The organism is Candidatus Erwinia haradaeae (assembly GCF_900698855.1).
Lineage (GTDB): Bacteria > Pseudomonadota > Gammaproteobacteria > Enterobacterales > Enterobacteriaceae > Erwinia_E > Erwinia_E haradaeae_F.
Genome location: NZ_LR217698.1, coordinates 944496 through 965619 on the forward strand (window position 1 = coordinate 944496; position 21124 = coordinate 965619).

The window sequence follows — 21124 nt, forward strand, 5'->3', positions numbered from 1 at the left end:
TTAAGTTAAGTACAAAATCAATATCAACAAATCATACATTTTAAAAAAATTTAATTATTAATATTTTACTTATATTAATATTACAAGTCAAATTTTTTCGAAAAACTTCAAGCAAATAAATATAAAAACTATTTTATACCCAACCATATATCTAATAACATTATTAACATTTACATAGAAACTGTATATATAACTATATATCTATATTCAGAATAAAACAGATACATCAATCAAAGATCAAATTATTAATTGATGTTATACTTCTATATAAAAATAAGATACATGTATTTATGTTTCATGTTTTAAAACATTACTAATAAAAAAGACACTAATAATTAAAAAATATAAAAATAATCTATTAATAAAAAATTCCTCTTTTCTTTTATATAAGAAAAGGCACTCAATATATAAGATTTATTTAAAAAATACAAGCCATGCATACTATTCATATAACATTCTTTTTTATATTACGATTATATATCTTCAAGGAATCTGAAGATAAATATAAAATAGAATTTATAGAATCAATTCTGTACAAAGATGTGTTAGCAGTTTCTTTCATCGCAATTCCAGTACAAAAACCAATCACTGATACTATCATAAGACAATAAGCTGGAACATATAGATCTCTAGTAATCTCTACTAACCAAGCTAAAATAACCGGTGTGAAACCAGCGACTAAGATTGAAAAATTAAAAGAACTAGCCAATGCTCTATAACGTATAGATGTTGGAAACATCTCTGGTAAACTAGATGCTGTCACACCAGTAAAACTATTAAGAATAGCTGCCAATATTAACAAACCAAAAATAACAAAACAGACTCTTCCGCTATTAATTAACATAAAAGATGGTGTAGATAAACAAAACAATGCTGTGCTACCTAAAATAACTAATGGACGACGACCAAACTTATCACTCATCCAACCCATAATAGGTTGTAAAAATAACATAACAAACATAACACAGCTCATGATGAGCAACCCATCACTCTCTTCATAATGCAAATTATATGACAAGTAACCTGGTATATAGGTCAAAAGAATATAATATAGAACATTTGTTGTTACCACTAAACCAATACAAATCAAAACACTTTTCCAAAACTGCATGATATTTTCTTTGCAAGAAATCCTGTGCCCCTCCGAAAAGTTTGGACAGTACTTTATTTTTGTTTGTTTTATATAATTATAAAATACAGGAGTCTCATGTAGTCTACAACGCATATATAACCCAATAAAACCTAAAGGTATACTAATCATAAACGGAATGCGCCAACCCCATTCTAAAAAATAGGACTTCCCAGTAATGCTCGCAATGAACACGACCGTCCCCGACCCCAACAAAAATCCGAAAATAGAACTAAAATCTAACCAACTTGCTATAAACCCGCGATTACAATCTGGAGAATATTCAGAAACAAAAATTGCAGCCCCAACATACTCACCTCCTACTGAAAAACCCTGTACTATTCTACACAATATAAGACAAATAGGAGCCCAAATACCAACTACAGAATAAGAAGGAATAAAACTAATACAAGCTGTACTTACTGACATAATTATAATAGTGATGGAAAGTATCCTTTGTCGACCATATTGATCACCTAAAAGTCCAAAAAATAAACCACCCAATGGACGAATTAAAAAAGGAATAGAAAAAGTTGCTAATATAGAAATTCTTTGAACATCTGGATCAGAGATAGGAAAAAAAATTTTTCCGATCTCACTTGACATAAATCCATAAACTCCAAAATCAAACCACTCACAAGCATTACCTAATGAAGTAGCTATAATTACTTTAGGAAGTCTAACTCTATCCATAATATTGATATTTTTTAATTTAAAAAGATTCAAACACTTATTATATAATTGCATTTATAGTATCCATATGATAGTCTAAATACATATAAGTACCTCGCAAGAATAAATTTATCTTTCAATTAAAGTGTTTCTTATCATAAGAACTATTCTAACCTAAATATCAATTTAAAATAAAAATCCTAGATCTATGACAATTAAAATACTAATTAATAGTATAGATATTAATTAATAGTATAGAAAATTATTAAAAAGACGATAATTATAGTAGATATATAATCCACTACTTATTTCGTATAAAATCAGCTTATATAAAACTGTCTATACCTAACAACCCATTTTTCCATCTTTCTTAAACTAAAAAGAGAGTATTATTAAATAATTATACCAGTTTACCATCTCACCGAATAAGAAAGTGAGTCTATAGAAATACCCTGATAAGCTATCCATTAAAACTCTCAATACTTTCTCAAAAATAATACTCTAATTTTTATTTAAAAATTCTTATATCGCATACAGTGGTTTTTGTATTTGAGGAGAGAAAAAACTAAATAGTATTTTCTCTAAACTAGATGACTTTTTAAAAAAAACATCGATCACATTTAAGACCCAAGAATCCTATATTCTTCATAAGACATATCGTATTAATTGCAATAGATCCTATCTAAAACTATATTAATGAAATTAATAATACTCTATTTATTTTTTTCTAAAAAAGACCATTATTTTCCCTTATTATAATATCTTTTTAATACTAAGAGCTATACATATTTAAAAAATCCATACTTATATGGTGATATATATCAATATAGTGATTATATAACACATACAAACCATTAAAAATAATTAAGTAAATTTATTTAAATATAAATGATTTTATTTTACATAATAAAAAATATTAATTTAGTTAAAACTATTACTTTTTACACCCCAACTAATTTTATACGAACAAAAACATCTAAAACATAGGTTAAAATGACTCTAAAAAATAAAAACAATTATATCTAAAAATATCATTTTATCAATTGTACATTAATTCCACTAGATTCTTTTAATAATACTTCATATTAAAAATACTGACAAAACTACCAGAGTTGCAGATAATTAACTACTACATATTAAATAATCTGGAAAAATAATTTTAAAATATAATATGATTTGTTAATAATCCTGTGTCTTAAAAAGACATTCTTCTGAATTCGTTCTAAATATTAAATAAAATCAATAAATTAAAATTCCTTCTGTAATCAAAAAATCAAAAAATACAAGTTTATTGTCCATAATAAAGACAATAAAAAAAAGAAAAACATTATAAATGATCTAATCCTTCTGCCCTTTATAAGAAAATCTGAATAACGATACACACATCTTAATCGATCAATCTCAGAACTTTATGCTATTTTATATAAATAAATAAGAAATTAATCAAAACCACCTCCCAATTGAACCATATTCAAATTATTTTTATATCCAATTGCAATTCAAGTACAATAAGAATACAATTCTATTCATTTTTATAGGACTTATAATAAAATAAAAATTAGATAACATCTAGATCAAATTCTAAAAGATCCTTCATTCCAGATAATTAATTTAATGTAACGATAAACATTATAATTAATATTAATAATAGAGATTTTATTTATGAAAAAAGATATACATCCCAATTACGCTGCAATTACCGCTAAATGCTCGTGCGGTAATAGAATTCAAACACGCTCTACCTTAGGTCATGATTTAAACATTGATGTATGCAGCCAATGCCACCCATTCTATACTGGAAAACAACGTGATGCAGCAAAAGGTGGTAGAATCGATCGATTTAACAAACGCTTTAAAATTCCAAGTTAGATATTGAATAATATTAGCTTTATAAAATAGATAAATCTTGTAACTATCTCGTTATATAAATAGATTTAAAATCTAAATTAATAAAATATCGTATATCAAGCAATATCAGATAAAAAATAAATAGAAAGTTATAAATACACGCAAAAGATCAAATAATTAAAATTCAAGATATATTATATAATTATAGTTTTCTATAACAATCTGAATTAAATGTTGCTTTTCGATAGAATCATATTCTACTAAGCCTTATTAGAATTAGTCAATATACTAGATCAGGTAATACACTAAACCTAATATCACTTTTTCTCACCTTAACCAAATACTAAATACCTTGATATTTTAAAAATTTCCAATACTCCTAAGTTGATTTTTAAGAAAAATAATAAAAATTATACATTTTACTCTCCCTATAAAACCATATAAAGACTCACCTACCAAAAAAGAATAAAATATGCATAAAACTTAATCTCAGTAAAAGGATTACATAAAATTATATACAACATGGTATTATTTTCTATAAAAATATTAAATCTAAATTTACATAAGTAATTAAATAGCATTTATATAAATTATACATGCGTTCTGACATAATGTCTAAACTCAAAACCAGATTATATTAATTTATGTTCTCCGAATAAAAATCTTAAAAAATTTAAAATTTATGTTAGACACTAATAAAATATACTAAAAAATGAACAATATAACTAAGTATGATTTTATCTCTATTTTATCGGCAACCATAATAGGTTGGATCTGGACCTCTGTCCATTATAAATTCCGTCTATCCAAAATAAAAAAGGAAAAACTTCTTTATAACGAAGAAATTCAATGTAAAAATAACGAACTTAATCGATTACAAGGGCAGTTAGAGAAACACATAATTCTTCAACAACAAAAAGAACAAGAATATCACGCACTGTATAGTTGTTTAGCAACTACTAGAGAAAAAATAGATAATATTGAACACTGGAAAAACGAAAATGAAAAACTAAGACATGAAAAAGATTATCAAATAGAAATTAATAACGCCCAAAAAGCGGAACTACGTGAAATAACAGCCCGTCTAGAAGAAACAAAAACCTTTATTGAAGAAAAAAATAAACTCTTAGTACACAATGAGCAACATCTCAATATTCAATTTGAAAATCTAGCAAATCGTATTTTTGAAAATACCGGACACCGTATTGATGAACAAAATAGAAACAGCCTACAAGGTTTAATAGAACCACTACGCGAACAACTCGAAGGATTTCGACGTCAAGTACAAGAAGGATTAAACCAAGAATCACGAGAACGCCATACCTTAACTTATGAGATTCACAATCTTCAAAAACTTAATGCGCAAATAACTGAAGAAACACTCAATTTAACTCGAGCATTAAAAGGAGACAAAAAAACCCAAGGCAACTGGGGAGAAATAGTTCTCAGTAATATTTTAGATGCCGCTGGCTTACGAGAAGGTCATGAATATGAAACTCAAGTAAAAATTCAAACAGAAGACAATGGACACTTTCAACCAGATATTATTGTTCACATGCCTCATGAAAGAGATATAATAATCGATGCAAAAATGACGCTAGTGGCCTATGAACGTTATTTCAACTCAATTGATTCTATCCAACAAGAAAAAGCTATTAAAGAACATATTATTGCTATTCGTGGGCATTTAAAAAACCTGAGTAATAAAGATTACCAATCACTACCAGGCATACGCTCTCTAGATTATATCTTAATGTTTATTCCAATAGAGCCAGCTTTTCTACTGGCAATTAACAGAAAACCCGAGCTGATTACTGAAGCTTTAAATCAAAATATTATGCTAGTAAGCCCAACAACGCTTCTAGTCGCATTACGCACTATAAATAATCTATGGCATCATGAAAACCAAAATCGTTATGCCCAACATATTTCTGATCGCGCCGCACGCCTGTATGATAAAATACGCTTATTTGTAGACGACATGTGCAGCATAGGGGATAATCTATGTAAAGCACAACATTGCTATCAGCAATCTATGAAAAAGTTATCAGAAGGACGTGGAAACTTAATTTCCCAAGCTGAAGCTTTCCGTCAAATGGGTGTTGAAATAAAACGACCAATCCATAAAAAACTAATAGAAAAATCTTTACTTATAAAAGATCAAGAAAAAATAAACCGCACTAATGTTAGTGATCTTAATTAAAATGAATATATGTCATAAAATATTCCTAATATAATAAATTTTATAATTTAATATATAAATATCATTATTTAATTCTCACTGTAAATGAATGAATTATATACAAGTTATTCTGATCATTAAGATTAATGATCTAAATATAAAAAAACTTTTATACTATCTATTAATCTAGATCATAACACAGTAATTGACATGCCAGATATTTCATTAAGCATAAAAATATAGACTAACTAACTTACATAACCCAATAATATATTGTCAAAAATCTAATAAAACTTAGATATACTTTTTAAAAAGTAATAAAATTACATCACGATTTAACCTTTATGAAGATAAATATATAAAATACTCTAAATAAATAAAAATATCTCCTTTTAATGTCTTTGTAGAAGAAAATGGGGAAATTGTAAATATTTTAACTAGATACAAATAGATGATGTAAAAAGGATTGTCAACCTTCTATAGGAGATATTAATACATCCTTATCCATAATTATAAATATCAATTCTTCTGAGATCAGAAAATATAAAACATATTTATCAAAACTTATTCTATATTATACGATATATATAGGAATCTCATCTACTTAAGTTCTCTAAAAAGAACTTAATCATGTACGCCATGAATCATCCTTCTTTAATTAAAGAGAAACAAAGTCTTCTAATCATTCTTTTAGTGATTGCTTAAAAATCTTAAAAAATAAAAAATCTAGTAATTAAAAAGAATCAAGACAGTTACATATTTTAAAACAACTAATATTTATACAGAAAATAAATAGACATTCTCTGATACAAAAGAGTTCTACATAAATTAAAAAATAAAATAAAAATTAAATATCTCATACTTAAATTCATCTATCTATCTATAATCAAAGAAAGTATAATAAACAAAACTTTTAATGAATAACTAAAAAAAATCTTATTAAAAATAATTTTAACTCTCAGTATTTTATCTTCATTCTTAATTAAGAACACCTGTCTTTTTATATCGAATATAATATACCATAACACATTTTTATCTGCGTAAATTATCTCTTAATTAGAATTTTCTAATTGAAAATAATTATATCAGATATATATTTAACTTTTTTTTTAGAAAACACCATATTATTATATATTCCATTTTCTAAACATATTCTATTAAATAATATACTTATCTAAAAAAAATGTAATAAAAAATGATAACATCATAAATAAATCTAAAACTGTATTCACTTGATAAAAAATTAAAACGTTTATTAATACTGTAGGTATACACGCAACCCCTTACGGTATGTTATACTGGAACACCTTCAAAAAAATAATCTAAACAATACATTTTTTAAATACATTTCAAACTTCAATAATTTCTATAACTATCATCAATAACTAGAGAACTATATCCATAACCATATACTTAGAATAAATTTTAATACTTGGAACATATATGAAGCAGAACAATACATCTAAACAGAGCACTTACTTTGGTTTTCGATCCGTTATGAAAGAAGAAAAAACTCATTTAGTCACTAATGTATTTCATTCTGTTGCATCTAAATATGATGTTATGAACGATCTAATGTCACTAGGTATTCATCGAATATGGAAGCGTTTGGCTATCGCCTCTAGCAATGTACAACCAGGTCAACGCGTACTTGATTTAGCAGGTGGAACAGGTGACCTAACAGAACAATTTTATTATTTAGTCGGAAAAACAGGTTTGGTTGTGTTAGCAGATCTTAATAGCTCAATGTTAAAAATCGGACGCGATAAATTGCGTAACAAAGGCCTAATTAGTAAAATACATTATGTACAAACTAACGCGGAGGCCTTACCATTTCCAGATAATTTTTTTGACTGCATTGCTATCGCATTTGGCTTGCGAAATATAACTGAAATAGATACAGCTCTGCGATCCATGTTGCGAACCCTTAAAAAAGGAGGACGCCTGTTAGTGCTAGAGTTTTCGCATCCACAATGTACAAAACTACATAGATTATATAATCTATACAATTTACATATCCTTCCTTACATTGGAAAAATAGTAGCACAAGATTCTCACAGTTATCGTTACCTAGCAGAATCTATTCAAATGCACCCTAATCAAGAAACACTTAAAAAGATGATGATTGATATTGGTTTTCAGGATACTACATATAAAAACCTAACAGGAGGCATTGTAGCACTACATTGCGGTTTTAAATTCTAAAAAGGACAATCATGGGATTATCTACACCATATATAGTCATACTGGAAAAATTTTTAACTATAATCCTACATTATCAGAAAGCCCCCCAGGCTATTCAAAATAATCTCAGAAATAAAACTATCTCTATAGATCTCTTTGAAATAATGAAACCAATTACTTTATTATTTAATGAAAAAGAAATATTTATATTTACCGATTGGACTGACATAACAAACTGTAAGATAAAAATCCACTACACAGCTTTGCTGAACATACACAATTATAAAAATCTCATCAGACTAATTCAGGACGGAAATCTCGAAATAGAAGGTGATATAAAAGTCATCCACAATATTTTTTCTTTAATGTATTCTATACCAAAAAATCAAAAAAAATACATATTCCTATGGTTCTGCAATCTTATTAAAAAGATTATTAACCACCTTAATGGTCAACTATCCCATGAAATCTGGCATGCTATAGAATATAAAAAAAGATATTTATTTGAAGTCTTCATGGAGGAGTGGAAATTAATTCCTAACCCATTAGAGCTTGTTTGGTTTATAAAAGAAATAAATACGCTAACATATTCATTGGATGCTCTACACAAACGAACAGCGCTTTTGGAGGAGACATGACCTACGGTGAATTCCGCCGTCTCTGTCTAATTGTTCGTATTTTTTTTCATTATAATCTAGATGAGCTCATCCCTTTAGAATTTGTTTCTCGAGTATTACGATTGTATCGAAGATGTCTATTTTGGATACCCAACGAATACTTAAACCAACCTCAAGGTGTACGATTACGTTTGGCTTTAGAACAATTAGGCCCAATATGGATTAAATTTGGTCAAATGCTTTCTACACGTCATGATTTATTGCCAATCCATATTTCTGAAGAACTAACGCTCTTGCAAGATAGCGTAACCCCATTTGATGGTCTCAAAGCACAACACTTAATTGAATCTGCCTTAAATGCGCCTATTCATACTCAGTTTAATAACTTCAATATCACCCCATTAGCTTCCGCCTCTATCGCTCAAGTACATACTGCTACACTCAAAAATAACGGTTGTGAAGTAATTATAAAAATTATTCGACCTGAAATTTTATCCCTTATTCAGTCTGATTTAAAACTTATCTATCGACTTGCATTATGGATTCCACACTTTATACCTTCTTTTCGTTCACTGCATCTAATAGAGGTAGTTCATAACTATGAAAAAACACTTCTTAATGAATTAAACTTACTACGTGAAGCAGACAATGCTATGCGCATGCGTCGTAATTTTTATCATAGCCAAATATTATATGTACCAAAAATATATCGAGAATTATGTACTAAAAACATTCTTGTTATGGAGCGTATTTATGGTATTCCAATCTCTAATATTGTTATGTTAATTCAATATGGTGTTAATTTAAATCTTTTAGCTGAACGAGGCGTTCATATCTTCTTTACTCAAGTATTTCGCGATAGTTTTTTTCACGCAGATATGCATCCAGGTAATATTTTTGTAAACTATATGCATCCAGACAATCCTCAATACATTGGAATTGATTACGGAATTGTCGGTACTTTACAAAAAGAAGACAAACGCTACTTGGCAGAAAATTTTCTAGCTTTTTTGAATCGTGATTATCGTAAAGTAGCAACCCTACATATAGACTCAGGATGGGTGCCACCAGGCACTGATATAGAAGATTTTGAATTTGCTATTCGAAGCATATGTGAACCTATTTTTAAAAAACCTTTAATAGAAATTTCTTTTGCACATCTACTAATTAGTTTGTTTAATATAACACGATCTTTTCACATGGAAATCCAACCACAATTGGTTCTTTTACAGAAAACTTTGCTGTATGTAGAAGGGCTTGGTCGACAATTAGATCCAAACCTAGATTTATGGAAGACGGCTAAACCATTCCTTGAGGACTGGATTCAAAATCAAATAGGTATACCTGCAATTCTACAAACTTTAAAAAATAAAATTCCAATTTGGGCATCAAAGCTACCTGAATTACCAGATCTTTTTTATGAACACCTTAAACAAAATAAAAATATACAAAATCGTATAGATCGACTAGCATCAAACCTATATTATGAACAAAATAAACAAAAAAAATCATATTGTTGGTTTAGTCTTAGCCCTATACTACTTCTTAGTAATATCATGTTACTTATCTTATCCTCAGAATGGACGACGCTTTCCATTGGGCTTATCATATCTGGATGGATAACATGGTTAATTGGATGGTGGATCAGAATAAGACCACCTCGGGTACCTAATAAACCAGATTCTTAGTAGGTTACTATGAATTAATATGTAATCAGGATAAAAATAATTAATATTTATCAGATAAATAAAATATTGTATACCCTGTATGCATAATAGGTAAAACATGTAACTAAAAAAATTATCTTTTTCCTTACATAGTATAAGGAATATGCCTTTATTTATCTTGATAGTAAAAGAATGTAATCATCTATCTCTTACCATGGATCATAATCAAAAATTACTAACTAATCTTATAAAAAATAACTAATACTAATATAAGAAATAAAAAAAGAAAACTTTAATGACAATATATAAAATACAAAGATACTCTAATAATAAATTCTAACGTTATCCTGAATAAGATATAGGACCTTAAAATCTCAGATTATATAGTATATAATATTAAAAATTATTTTAATAAAAAATAAATATATATAAGACATTTATATTACTAAATGATCATTTTTAATTTAATAAATTTCATAAATATTGTTTCAAAATTAATGATTGTAATATAATCTAAAATAAAAAAATAAAACCATTCAAAATTGATAATTTTTTAAATCACAAATAATACACTCATAAAATTTTTCTCGTTACTAAACTATATTACCAATCATTCTAAACACTTTTTTTACATATTATCAATTATAATATATTAATATCTAATATTCCTTTTATTAATGATAATAAATTATTGATCATCTTAGTAATCAACTTCTATATTCCATATAGAATATATAACTACATTATCTACTAACTATTTATACAATAGGACAAAACGAGCACACTATTTTTAATAGAAAAATCATATTCACTTTACCATCGTTCCTTCAATTTCATATGCATATATAAATATTTTATATTTTTGTCTATGATTATGTAGAATCACGATAATACTAGTTTCATCTTTTTATTTTTTAATAAGATATTCAATATATGATAACATCATCACATCTTATTGAAATACTATTTAATAATAAATAATAACAATTGATAAAAATAATTATTAAAATCATGCATCATTATTCTATATATTTTATTAAAATGTAACAAATACATAATATTAATAACATTACATATGTTATATAATTTTATTATATACATATTTTAACCATCAGAAACTTAAAAATAGTTTCATATATACATTAATGAATATAAATCAATATATACTTGCTCCTATCTTAAATTATATAGATTTAAAATAACAGTATATAATTTATTTTTAAAAATAAAACTATTAATTTTGATTATATATCTTTTAATTATCTAATTAATAATGTTTATTTTTATAAAAAAGATAATATTATCAATATAATTAATAAACATATAAGATAAAATCTTATTGTAAAAATAATAATATATATTAATTAATTAGAATCTGTTCTCTTGTCCTAAAATATTTTATAATAAATCACTATTATAGACATCTAAAATACAATATATATATTTTCTCTTAAAGAAGAAGAGAATGCATTATGCGATAACATCCGATACAGACATACATAATTCTATGCTAACTGAACAAACTAACCAAGAACAAACTGAATAAACCAAAAGAATGATTATAATTATGTTTTTATGGTCTATTTAGAAATAAATGAAAAGTAAAATATGTAGATAATAATTTCTATTACCTATAGAAATTAACAATTAAACTAAAATGTTTAAACAAATATCAATCAAAACATATCGAAAATAAAATATATGCAATTTCTAAATATCTCTTAAGTATCAGTTTTATAACAATTTCATCCTCTATACGAAATATAAAAGCTAATAAAAATAAAACATTAAACAGGTGATTATTCCTTTATGAAAATTCTATCAAGAATATAAAATTTTTTATAAACAATAATGTCCAATTTTTTAAAAAAATAAATACACTTATAAAATATAGATAATCTAAAATACAAGTCTCTACTACCTCATAGGTATGGTATTATATAATCAAAAAAATAATTAAACCCTTACAAGATTTAAAGTGATATTCATAAAAATAAATATGACATCATCCATTTTATCATAAAATATATCAATATTCACTTTATCTCCTAATTAAAAAAACTTTAATTTATTTAAAATAAATAATTAATAGATTGTATTATATCGTAATATACGATTACATCATATATAAAATTCTTTATAATATTTATTCATCACATTGTTATTTTGCAAAAAATAAAATAATAACTAGAACATAGATATGAATATTTTAAGATAATATTTAAATATTAAAGAAAAATATTACTAAGAATGATCTGTTAAAAACATATCAATAATATACATCGATCCTTTTCTGATAAATAAATGTTAAAACCTCATAGAATATAAGTAAGTTATTTTAAAAATATATATTTTATTTTCTTGTCATAAGATCATCTAGATGAGATAATTCTTCTTAATAAAGAAAAGTTTAAATAGTGACCAAGCTCTCTCTCCTCAGAGCTTTTTAAATATGGAATAACTCCTAACAATGGAGCATCTAATCGATTTTGTAAATCTATTATATATTCTGACGCAAACTGAACAGATTTCAAAGGATGATTAGCAATCCATCCAACTAACCGCAAGCCTGCTTGATGAATAACTGAAGCGGTTAAGAGTGAATGATTAATAACACCAAGTTTGATACCCGCAACTAAAACAACCGGCAATCGCTCATATCTTACCCAGTCAGAAAAATCTAATTTTTCTCCCAGAGGGGTTAGCCATCCTCCTACTCCTTCTACCACAACTAAATCCGAAATAATCGCTAAATCTGATAATCCTTTAGATAAAACGCTTATATCAATATTTTTTCTTTCTATATGACACGCAATATGAGGTGAAGTAGGAGAGAATAAAGCAATTGGATTCACTTGATTATACTTAAGTGAAACATTACTATTAGCGATTAATGCTAATGCGTCTTTGCTCCTAGCTCCATGTGGTGTTAATACACAACCAGAAGAGACTGGTTTATATCCAACTGAGCGATATCCATTGCTAACTGCAGATTGTAGAAGCGCACAAGATGCTAAAGTTTTTCCAACATTTGTATCCGTTCCAGTAACAAAAACATACTGATTCAAATAAAAATACCTCTTAACAATAAACTTCAGTTAATTATCAATCAAATAAAAATATATTCACAAAATCTCTATTTCTTTATTCTATCTTATTAAAAAAATTAAATGTCATACTTCCTCTTGATTATAAGAATTTAGTATTAAAAGAATCGAGTATGTAATCTTAATGTTTACTATTACTCGAAATTTTAGACATAATTATAGACCAAGTCAATTTCATCTCATAACGAATAATCTCTATTAAATTGGACAGACTCCGGATTATGCTAATAGCAAAGACCTGCTAATCAGATAAAATATCCTTATACGGTGCTCTTCTGACATCGATACGTCAACTTAATCTTTAATATTTATTTATACTTTATGTGATATTTTCTCAGTATCAATATGATCAATGCCCCTTCTATTAAACACTAAGTTTTATATTGATAATAAAAAAATAACAATCTAATGGAAATTATTAGCTCCCACTAATAATTGATCATTCTAAATAAACTAACAAGTTTTCAAACTATAATCAATATCAGTATATACCTTTATCTATTAAAACTAAAAATCTATAAACTATTCGTAGTATGCTATATAAAAATATATAACACTACTAATACATTATCCTTTCTTGAAACAAGAAGTATTATAAAATACATATAAAATCATTCATCAACTGCAAACTTGCATCTTTCTAATATCAAACCTAGATCCTATGTTTCCTATAAATAATCAGTAACGAATAGACCTAATCATTGTGATTTAATTGATTCTAAAATAATGATTTTGTTAGATATTTATATTAATTTCTAAAAATTACCACCTATTATGAATACCAATCTTCAATATTATACGATAATTAGCTTATTAAAGTAAGATATAAAATATAGAACCACTAACCCTTAAAGGGCTAAAGTTCCTTTAACAAAAGGAATAGTAAGTTTTCTCTTGGCGCTGATTGATGCTTTATCCAATTCATTCAGCATAATAAGAAGCGTTCCAATTTCACGATCCAGTCGTTTTAACAAAAAACGACCAACATCTTCCGGCAATTCAAAACCACGCAGCTGAGCACGTACTTTCAATGCCTGCAATTTATCTTCATCTGATAAAGACTGTAACTTATAAATCTGACCCCAATCTAAACGAGAAGCTAAATCTGCTAATTTAAGATTTAACTGACGCGGGGGACAATCTCCAGTAATAAATAATCGTGTTTTTCCTGTTTCTAAAATACGATTATATAAATTAAAGACCGCCATTTCCCACTTCTCATCACCAGCAATACACTCAATATTATCAATACATACTAAAAATAAATGTTCCATACCATCTAAAACCTCTGGAATAAACCAAGCCCTCTTATCTAAAGGTAAATAACCTGCTGTCTTTCCATATTCGGAAGACTCTGCACAAGAAGCGTGTAATAAATGACTTCGCCCTCCCCTTTGACTAGACCAGAAATAAATATAACTACTTTTACTCTGTACTAAAGCACTCCTTAATACGCTTAATAGCAAACTATTTTCTCCTACCCAAAAACTAGAAAAAGTCCTATCATTAGGTAAATGAAGTGGAAGCAAAAGCTGTGCCGGCTTATTCAGAATCACCTCGTCTCTTTGAGCAGGCAAAAGATGTAATAATTCAAATATGACTAGAGGTAAATGCCTTAACTCTCATAAATCAAAAAGAACTAAATATTTTATATAAAATTCTTGAAAAAATAAGAAATAACAGTATAAGCTATCTATTTTAAATAGTATTTAAATACCTATATACACCTCGTTCTTCTTTCTTATTATTCTAGTTAATTTATCTCTTAAATATAGACATAATAAGCATATATTATATATAAAAATTAACTAATATCCGGTCATATTGATGAAATCATATTTAATACAATAAGAACTTTCTTAATCTTTGGTTAATAAAGGCTTTGCACCAAAAACACCATAATTAGGTCATAACAATCTACAACTTCTTCTTTAAAATTATAATTAATTAAAATTTTAATAATCCTAGAGAACCTAATAATAAATCTTAAAATTTCCATTTTAGCATATTACTAATAATATTTTCCTAAATAAGAAAATTATTATAGATTTCAATTTAATATATCAATATTTATACAATCCTTTCTCTCTTTAGTCAGCATAGATTCTTTAAATATCCTGAATTTTCTTAGAACAAAAGCCTAGACCGATTTTCTTAACAAGAGACCCGGCCACCTTAGTTTAATCCAAAAACTATAGATATAATTTCGCTTGGTTTTAATAGTCAATTAACGATATCATCACTAATCTGTAAAAGAATCCACAAAAAAACTGATATTTAATATCAAAAAAAATCATAATCACATTAGACTTTTATATAGACATGTCAAACAAAAAAACAATACTAAACATATCCAGAATTTATTCCTAATCTTTCAATCTCGCACACATTTATGTTAAAGATACAAAAAATAATTTTGTATGTAATTACACAACGTAGATTAATGAAAAACCTCTAATTGTAATTAGAATATAATATATTAAAAAACTATTAATCTAACTAATTAGTTAAGTATTTATACCAAATATAGTATATTTTCTAATATTAAAACTTACCAGTAAGGCCTAAAGTAACCTTAAAGGTTTCATTACCTAAATTTTTTTGATTGAGCGAAGTAAGAAATGATATAGAAACATTTTTATTTAAAATAGATCTAACTCCAGTCTTTAATATATACTGTGTCTTCTTAATATCCATTTTATTTTGTAACGCACCTATTCCATTTACCATAGAATCAGAGATCAAATCACTATCTTTTATAATGTTCTCAATTTTCATACCAGATATCCATGTTAAATATGGCGAAACTAGAATCCGGAGGTCTACCCCTACATCCGCTCTACAATTTTCATAATTAATCTTATTGTACTTAACAGGAAAACTTAATTTCTTATCTTCTTGATAAGAAGAACGAGATAAGTAATCATACCGTAAACCTAAGTGCCAAAAAAATGCAATATTTTTATTAAAAATCGATTGACCATTCCCCCACTCCATAGAAGAACTAAACCCGTTTAATTTACTATTGCCCTTTCCTTGTTCAGTATGAGAAAAAGAAGAACGATTCACCCCTAACCCATTCTCTATGAATGAAAAAGAAGGACGAAAATAATTGTCTCCAAAACCTAATGGAGCATGCATATCAGCATAAAACCCAATCCCAAAATTATTTCCATTAATTTTATGACTATTATGTGGAACATGAGGGAAAAAATTCGTAATAACACCCCCCAAAGATAACATATCGGTTATACCGTATCCTAAATTGACTACTGGAGCCATATCCTGAGACATTAAATTAGACTTATCTGAATTAATTAACCAACACCAATTCTTATCAGAAACTACACACCCTTTCTGCAACTTAGCTAAACTTTGTTTTTGTAATGTCATTAATACAAATGCGTCTCCTGCTACCTGATGCACACTATCACGTGTATTCATGAGATCAATTAATACAGGTGGAGTAGTACGATCTGATACACTATTTAAAGCTGGTTTAGTAGATAACGAACTTGATGGCGTTTTATCTAAAGCAAAACGAGGCACTCTCAGTATAAATGCATGATTCTTATCATCATCATCAATCGAATCCCCTACAGCTATCTTTCCATCAGGAGATAGTAATGAAATCTCAGAACTGCCAGAATCATTCTGGCACAGTGTGCCTAAATCAATCTTATTATCCCATTTCTCGCCAGACCAAATAGCCGCATGTGTCTTACCATTAATTCCAGTAGCATAACCAGCTGCTATTTTCCCATCCGAAGATAATGAATATACCCCAGATGATCCAGTATTATCACTTTTAAAAGTACCTAAATCTGTTTCAGTCGTCCAGTTCTCACCAGACCAAATAGATGCATGCTTATTACCATCAGGTTTAGTAACATAACCAGCTGCTATTTTCCCATCAGATGATAAAGAGAAAACCTCAGAAGGAAGCAATTTACCACCTTGAGGTTTAGCTAGCAATTTACTCACAGACCAGTTATCACCAAACCAAATAGTCGCGTTTATCAACTTGACCGGTAGCAAACGATATCCTCCCGCTACTTTACCATCATACGATAACGCGGACACTTTAGATCCTTCAGAAATAGAAACATTTTTATCTAAATCTATAGCGGTAGACCAGTGATCACCAGACCAGATAGTCGCATAAATATGACCAGATCTAAAACTAGAATGCCCTCCTGCCACTGTACCATCTGCAGATAAAGCAGACACTTCAGAAACTATCCTTTTACCCGTACTCACCTTTTCTACATCATATACCTTTCGCCAATGATCGCCATACCAAATGACTCCATGACGACTACCTATCTTATCAGCAGCATAACCTGCAAGTATTTTCCCGTCCTTGGAGCTAGCTGAAACTCCAGCACCAGTTCGATGATTATAACCTAAATCTCCTAAAATAATTTGATTGGCCCAATGGTCTCCCGTCCACACTGCTGCTTTTTTAAAATCAGAATCAGGTGGTGTATCCCCCCCTATTACAGAGCCATCAAAAGAAATGGCATAGATCCGTGCAGCATCTAGTTCACTTATTGACTTTGAAATCATTTTTTTATCTACAAATTCTATCTCATCTATTTGCGCACACACCGAAACAGAAGTGCCAAAAAAAAATAAAATCAAACATAATCGACTCATTTGTACATTAAAAATATCAATTATCATTTGAATAATTTTCATTTTAAGATTTTTCATAAAACGCTATTTCCTTCAGGAGTCTTCATAAAGAATAAAATAACTTATGATGACTCTTAATAATTTACCAATTATAGTCAGAAACATTTCTCTATAATTTAAATTCAATACATCTACATACCATTAATAAAAAATGAATATCACACAAATCACTTGATATCATCAGTATCAACTTTGAAACATTATTACGACTTAGTCATGTTTATCATCCTTATCTATTATATATAGAATAATAAAAATCTTAAATCATCTACTAAATTTATCATAAAAACTCTCATTACAAAATTCTGAAAAATTAAGAAATTAGGACTATAAAACCTCAAAAACCAATAGTGATAATTATCACCTAATAGCGATAAATCTACTCTTAAATATTAGTCCTTATCTAACTGAATATAATATTTATTATAAATATTCTATGAATAGAATTTAACTACAATGAACTGGAATACAGACTAGCCTAATTAACATATCTTCTACGGTCCTTACTCAATCTCTGTCTTCTCACGGCTTTCTCTGTTAACACTCCTTCAAGCTTACCCAATTCCTAAGATATTTATATTAAAATATAAATAATAAATTATTATTATAATTAGAAAATACAAAGTGGAATCGTTTTTACTTTAAACACTACATCTATAAATATAGATTAATTGTTTACTAATATAGATTAATTAATCTATTAATTTGTTAAATCTTTTAATCAGTGTAAAACTTTAAATTAAAAGAATAAATATCTATCAAAATTAATCCTTTCAATACTCATTTCTCAATGAATTGTGATATATTATATATGGTAAAATTAATTCAACATCTCTTACCAATTCTTTATTAATTGTGGTATGGCAATTTAAAAAACTAAAAAAACCTATAAAAATATTACTAACAATAATATCGATTCTATCAGTTTAACTATCTAAGAAATATCAAATATTAATTTTTTTAATTAATTCTAATGATTCTAAAGTTTTCTTCTGAATTTTATGAAAAATAATTAAGTAGCAATATCATATACAAATTGTGTCACTTGGCCCAAAAACTTTCTATTTTGACTCGTATTCATCTTTTTTAAATGAATTTCAAAACTGTTAAATCGATTCATTAGCCATAATGAGTTTTTAAATAGATATATTCTTTCTTATGAAGACTGATCTAGAATACGTAAAAGAATATGCTGCTATTACAATATTACAACCACTTCAATATAATTCAATATATATCAAAGACTTATAAATTAATTATTGCAATTAGATCCATTCTGTTCTTTTCTATCTTTTATTATCACACTATTCTCCTTATATCAAGGTGATTGAAGATGTGATAATTTATATCTTATAATATATAATAAGATATAAATTATAAATACCTCAAAAAATTGAACATATATTTGAGAATTAAATACAACCAATCTCTTTGGTTCTCTAAATATAACCATTTCTATATGTATAGTGACCCACTATACATCTTTAAATAAACTTAAAACATATTGCTAGATAAAAAAATCTAAATATAAAAATTATGTAAAATAGTACTATAAAAATAGTAAATAACATTTTCTACCAAATATGTTGTATATCTTTTTAGTAGCATCAATCTTTCACATATCATCTTCAATATTAAGATGACTATTTTTAGAATATTGTACAATGCTTAATAATCAAGAATATAAGCTATGCACCCATCAAATATGCTTGATGAAAAACTGTAACACTCAGGGTAACAACAAGATGGCAAAACACTTTTTTACATCCGAGTCTGTATCAGAAGGACATCCTGACAAAATTGCTGATCAAATTTCAGATGCAATACTCGATGCTATTTTAGATCAAGATCCACAAGCCAGAGTAGCTTGTGAAACTTATGTAAAAACCGGAATGGTTATGGTTGGAGGTGAAATATCAACTAAAGCATGGGTAGATATCGAAGAAATTACAAGACAAAGCATACGAGATATAGGGTATATCCATTCTGACATGGGATTTGATGCTAATTCCTGTGCAGTACTGAATGCTATTGGTAAACAGTCATCAGATATTAACCAAGGTATTACTCGTCCAAATCCAAAAGAACAAGGAGCAGGCGATCAAGGTCTGATGTTTGGATACGCTACCAACGAAACAGACGTATTAATGCCAGCACCAATTACCTATGCTCATCGACTTGTCAAACAACAATCTGAAATACGTAAAAGCGGTCGATTGCCATGGTTGCGTCCAGATGCAAAAAGCCAAATTACTTTTCAATATGACAATAATAAAATTATTGGTATTGATACAGTTGTTTTTTCGACTCAACATGAAGAAAATATTTCACAAAAAGAACTTCAAGAAGCAATCATCGAAGAAATTATTAAACCTGTCCTACCGTCTAGTTGGACAAGTAATCATATTAAATATCATATTAACCCAACAGGCCGTTTCGTGATTGGAGGACCTATGGGAGACTGTGGATTAACTGGACGTAAAATTATCGTTGATACTTATGGAGGTATGGCTCGTCATGGTGGCGGCGCTTTCTCAGGAAAAGACCCATCAAAAGTTGATCGATCTGCTGCGTATGCGGCACGTTACGTAGCAAAAAACATTGTTGCCGCAGGTCTAGCAGAGCGATGCGAACTACAGATTTCTTATGCTATCGGTATTGCGGAACCTACTTCTATTATGGTAGAAACATTTGGAACCGGTAAAATTAAAACCGAACTATTAATCTTTCTTATACGAAAATTCTTTGATCTTAGACCTTATGGTTTGATTGAAATGCTAGATCTACTCCACCCGATCTATCGCGAAACTGCTTCGTATGGTCATTTTGGTCGTGAAAAATTTCCATGGGAAAAAACTGAAAAAGCATCTGAACTACGTGAAGCTGCTGGTCTTAAAAAATGCTAGATACACATTTTGTGCTTAACGATAAAACTTAAAAATGCAAAAAATACAATATCTCAGCATAAATCATAAAAAGTCTAGTATTATAGACTAGACAGAAGTAATCTAATTTCAAGC

9 protein-coding genes and 1 pseudogene are annotated in these 21124 nt (G+C 27.8%); 6 read left to right on the forward strand and 4 right to left on the reverse strand.

Features of this window, described 5'->3' with window-relative positions; all coding sequences use genetic code 11:
* Positions 1-534: 534 nt before the first annotated feature.
* A pseudogene (proP, locus tag HACICURT3053_RS02885) lies at positions 535-1807 on the reverse strand (glycine betaine/L-proline transporter ProP); the annotation flags it as partial.
* Between the two features lie 1656 nt (positions 1808-3463).
* Between proP and rpmE the strand changes: the two are divergent.
* The 5 genes from rpmE to ubiB all read left to right on the forward strand — a co-directional run bounded on the left by rpmE (position 3464) and on the right by ubiB (position 10320).
* Positions 3464-3670: a 50S ribosomal protein L31 gene (gene rpmE / locus HACICURT3053_RS02890; protein WP_157992215.1), complete on the forward strand. Its 207-nt coding sequence runs from the start codon at positions 3464-3466 to the stop codon at positions 3668-3670.
* A 691-nt stretch (positions 3671-4361) separates the two neighbouring features.
* On the forward strand, positions 4362-5852 hold the full coding sequence (gene rmuC, locus HACICURT3053_RS02895; protein ID WP_157992216.1) for a DNA recombination protein RmuC: 1491 nt from the start codon (positions 4362-4364) through the stop codon (positions 5850-5852).
* Positions 5853-7274: 1422 nt separating this feature from the next.
* Positions 7275-8036, forward strand: coding sequence for a bifunctional demethylmenaquinone methyltransferase/2-methoxy-6-polyprenyl-1,4-benzoquinol methylase UbiE (gene ubiE, locus HACICURT3053_RS02900; protein ID WP_157992217.1), 762 nt, complete (start codon positions 7275-7277; stop codon positions 8034-8036).
* An 11-nt stretch (positions 8037-8047) separates the two neighbouring features.
* Entirely contained in the window at positions 8048-8653 is a 606-nt protein-coding gene (locus HACICURT3053_RS02905) for an SCP2 sterol-binding domain-containing protein (protein ID WP_157992218.1), read from the forward strand.
* Positions 8650-10320, forward strand: a complete 1671-nt coding sequence (gene ubiB / locus HACICURT3053_RS02910; protein WP_157992219.1) for a ubiquinone biosynthesis regulatory protein kinase UbiB — start codon at positions 8650-8652, stop codon at positions 10318-10320. Before HACICURT3053_RS02905 ends, ubiB begins: the two co-directional genes overlap by 4 nt.
* Positions 10321-12671: 2351 nt before the next feature.
* Here ubiB and bioD read toward each other — a convergent pair.
* The 3 genes from bioD to HACICURT3053_RS02925 all read right to left on the reverse strand — a co-directional run bounded on the left by bioD (position 12672) and on the right by HACICURT3053_RS02925 (position 18122).
* The gene (gene bioD / locus HACICURT3053_RS02915) at positions 12672-13367 is read right to left on the reverse strand and encodes a dethiobiotin synthase (protein ID WP_157992220.1); all 696 of its coding nucleotides are present in this window, start codon (positions 13365-13367) and stop codon (positions 12672-12674) included.
* 887 nt (positions 13368-14254) lie between these two features.
* Positions 14255-14962, reverse strand: a complete 708-nt coding sequence (gene hda, locus HACICURT3053_RS02920) for a DnaA inactivator Hda (protein WP_157992221.1) — start codon at positions 14960-14962, stop codon at positions 14255-14257.
* Positions 14963-15950: 988 nt separating this feature from the next.
* A complete protein-coding gene (locus HACICURT3053_RS02925; RefSeq protein WP_157992222.1) occupies positions 15951-18122 on the reverse strand; it encodes a hypothetical protein in 2172 nt (723 codons plus the stop codon).
* Between the two features lie 1727 nt (positions 18123-19849).
* Here HACICURT3053_RS02925 and metK point away from each other — a divergent pair.
* Positions 19850-21010, forward strand: a complete 1161-nt coding sequence (gene metK / locus HACICURT3053_RS02930) for a methionine adenosyltransferase (RefSeq protein WP_157992223.1) — start codon at positions 19850-19852, stop codon at positions 21008-21010.
* Positions 21011-21124 lie beyond the last annotated feature (114 nt).

Coding starts and splice junctions, on each gene's coding strand:
- HACICURT3053_RS02905 (WP_157992218.1), top strand. CDS start 8,048: ATGGGATTATCTACACCATATATAGTCATACTGGAAAAATTTTTAACT.
- ubiB (WP_157992219.1), top strand. CDS start 8,650: ATGACCTACGGTGAATTCCGCCGTCTCTGTCTAATTGTTCGTATTTTT.
- metK (WP_157992223.1), top strand. CDS start 19,850: ATGGCAAAACACTTTTTTACATCCGAGTCTGTATCAGAAGGACATCCT.
- ubiE (WP_157992217.1), top strand. CDS start 7,275: ATGAAGCAGAACAATACATCTAAACAGAGCACTTACTTTGGTTTTCGA.
- rpmE (WP_157992215.1), top strand. CDS start 3,464: ATGAAAAAAGATATACATCCCAATTACGCTGCAATTACCGCTAAATGC.
- rmuC (WP_157992216.1), top strand. CDS start 4,362: ATGAACAATATAACTAAGTATGATTTTATCTCTATTTTATCGGCAACC.
- HACICURT3053_RS02925 (WP_157992222.1), bottom strand. CDS start 18,122: ATGAAAAATCTTAAAATGAAAATTATTCAAATGATAATTGATATTTTT.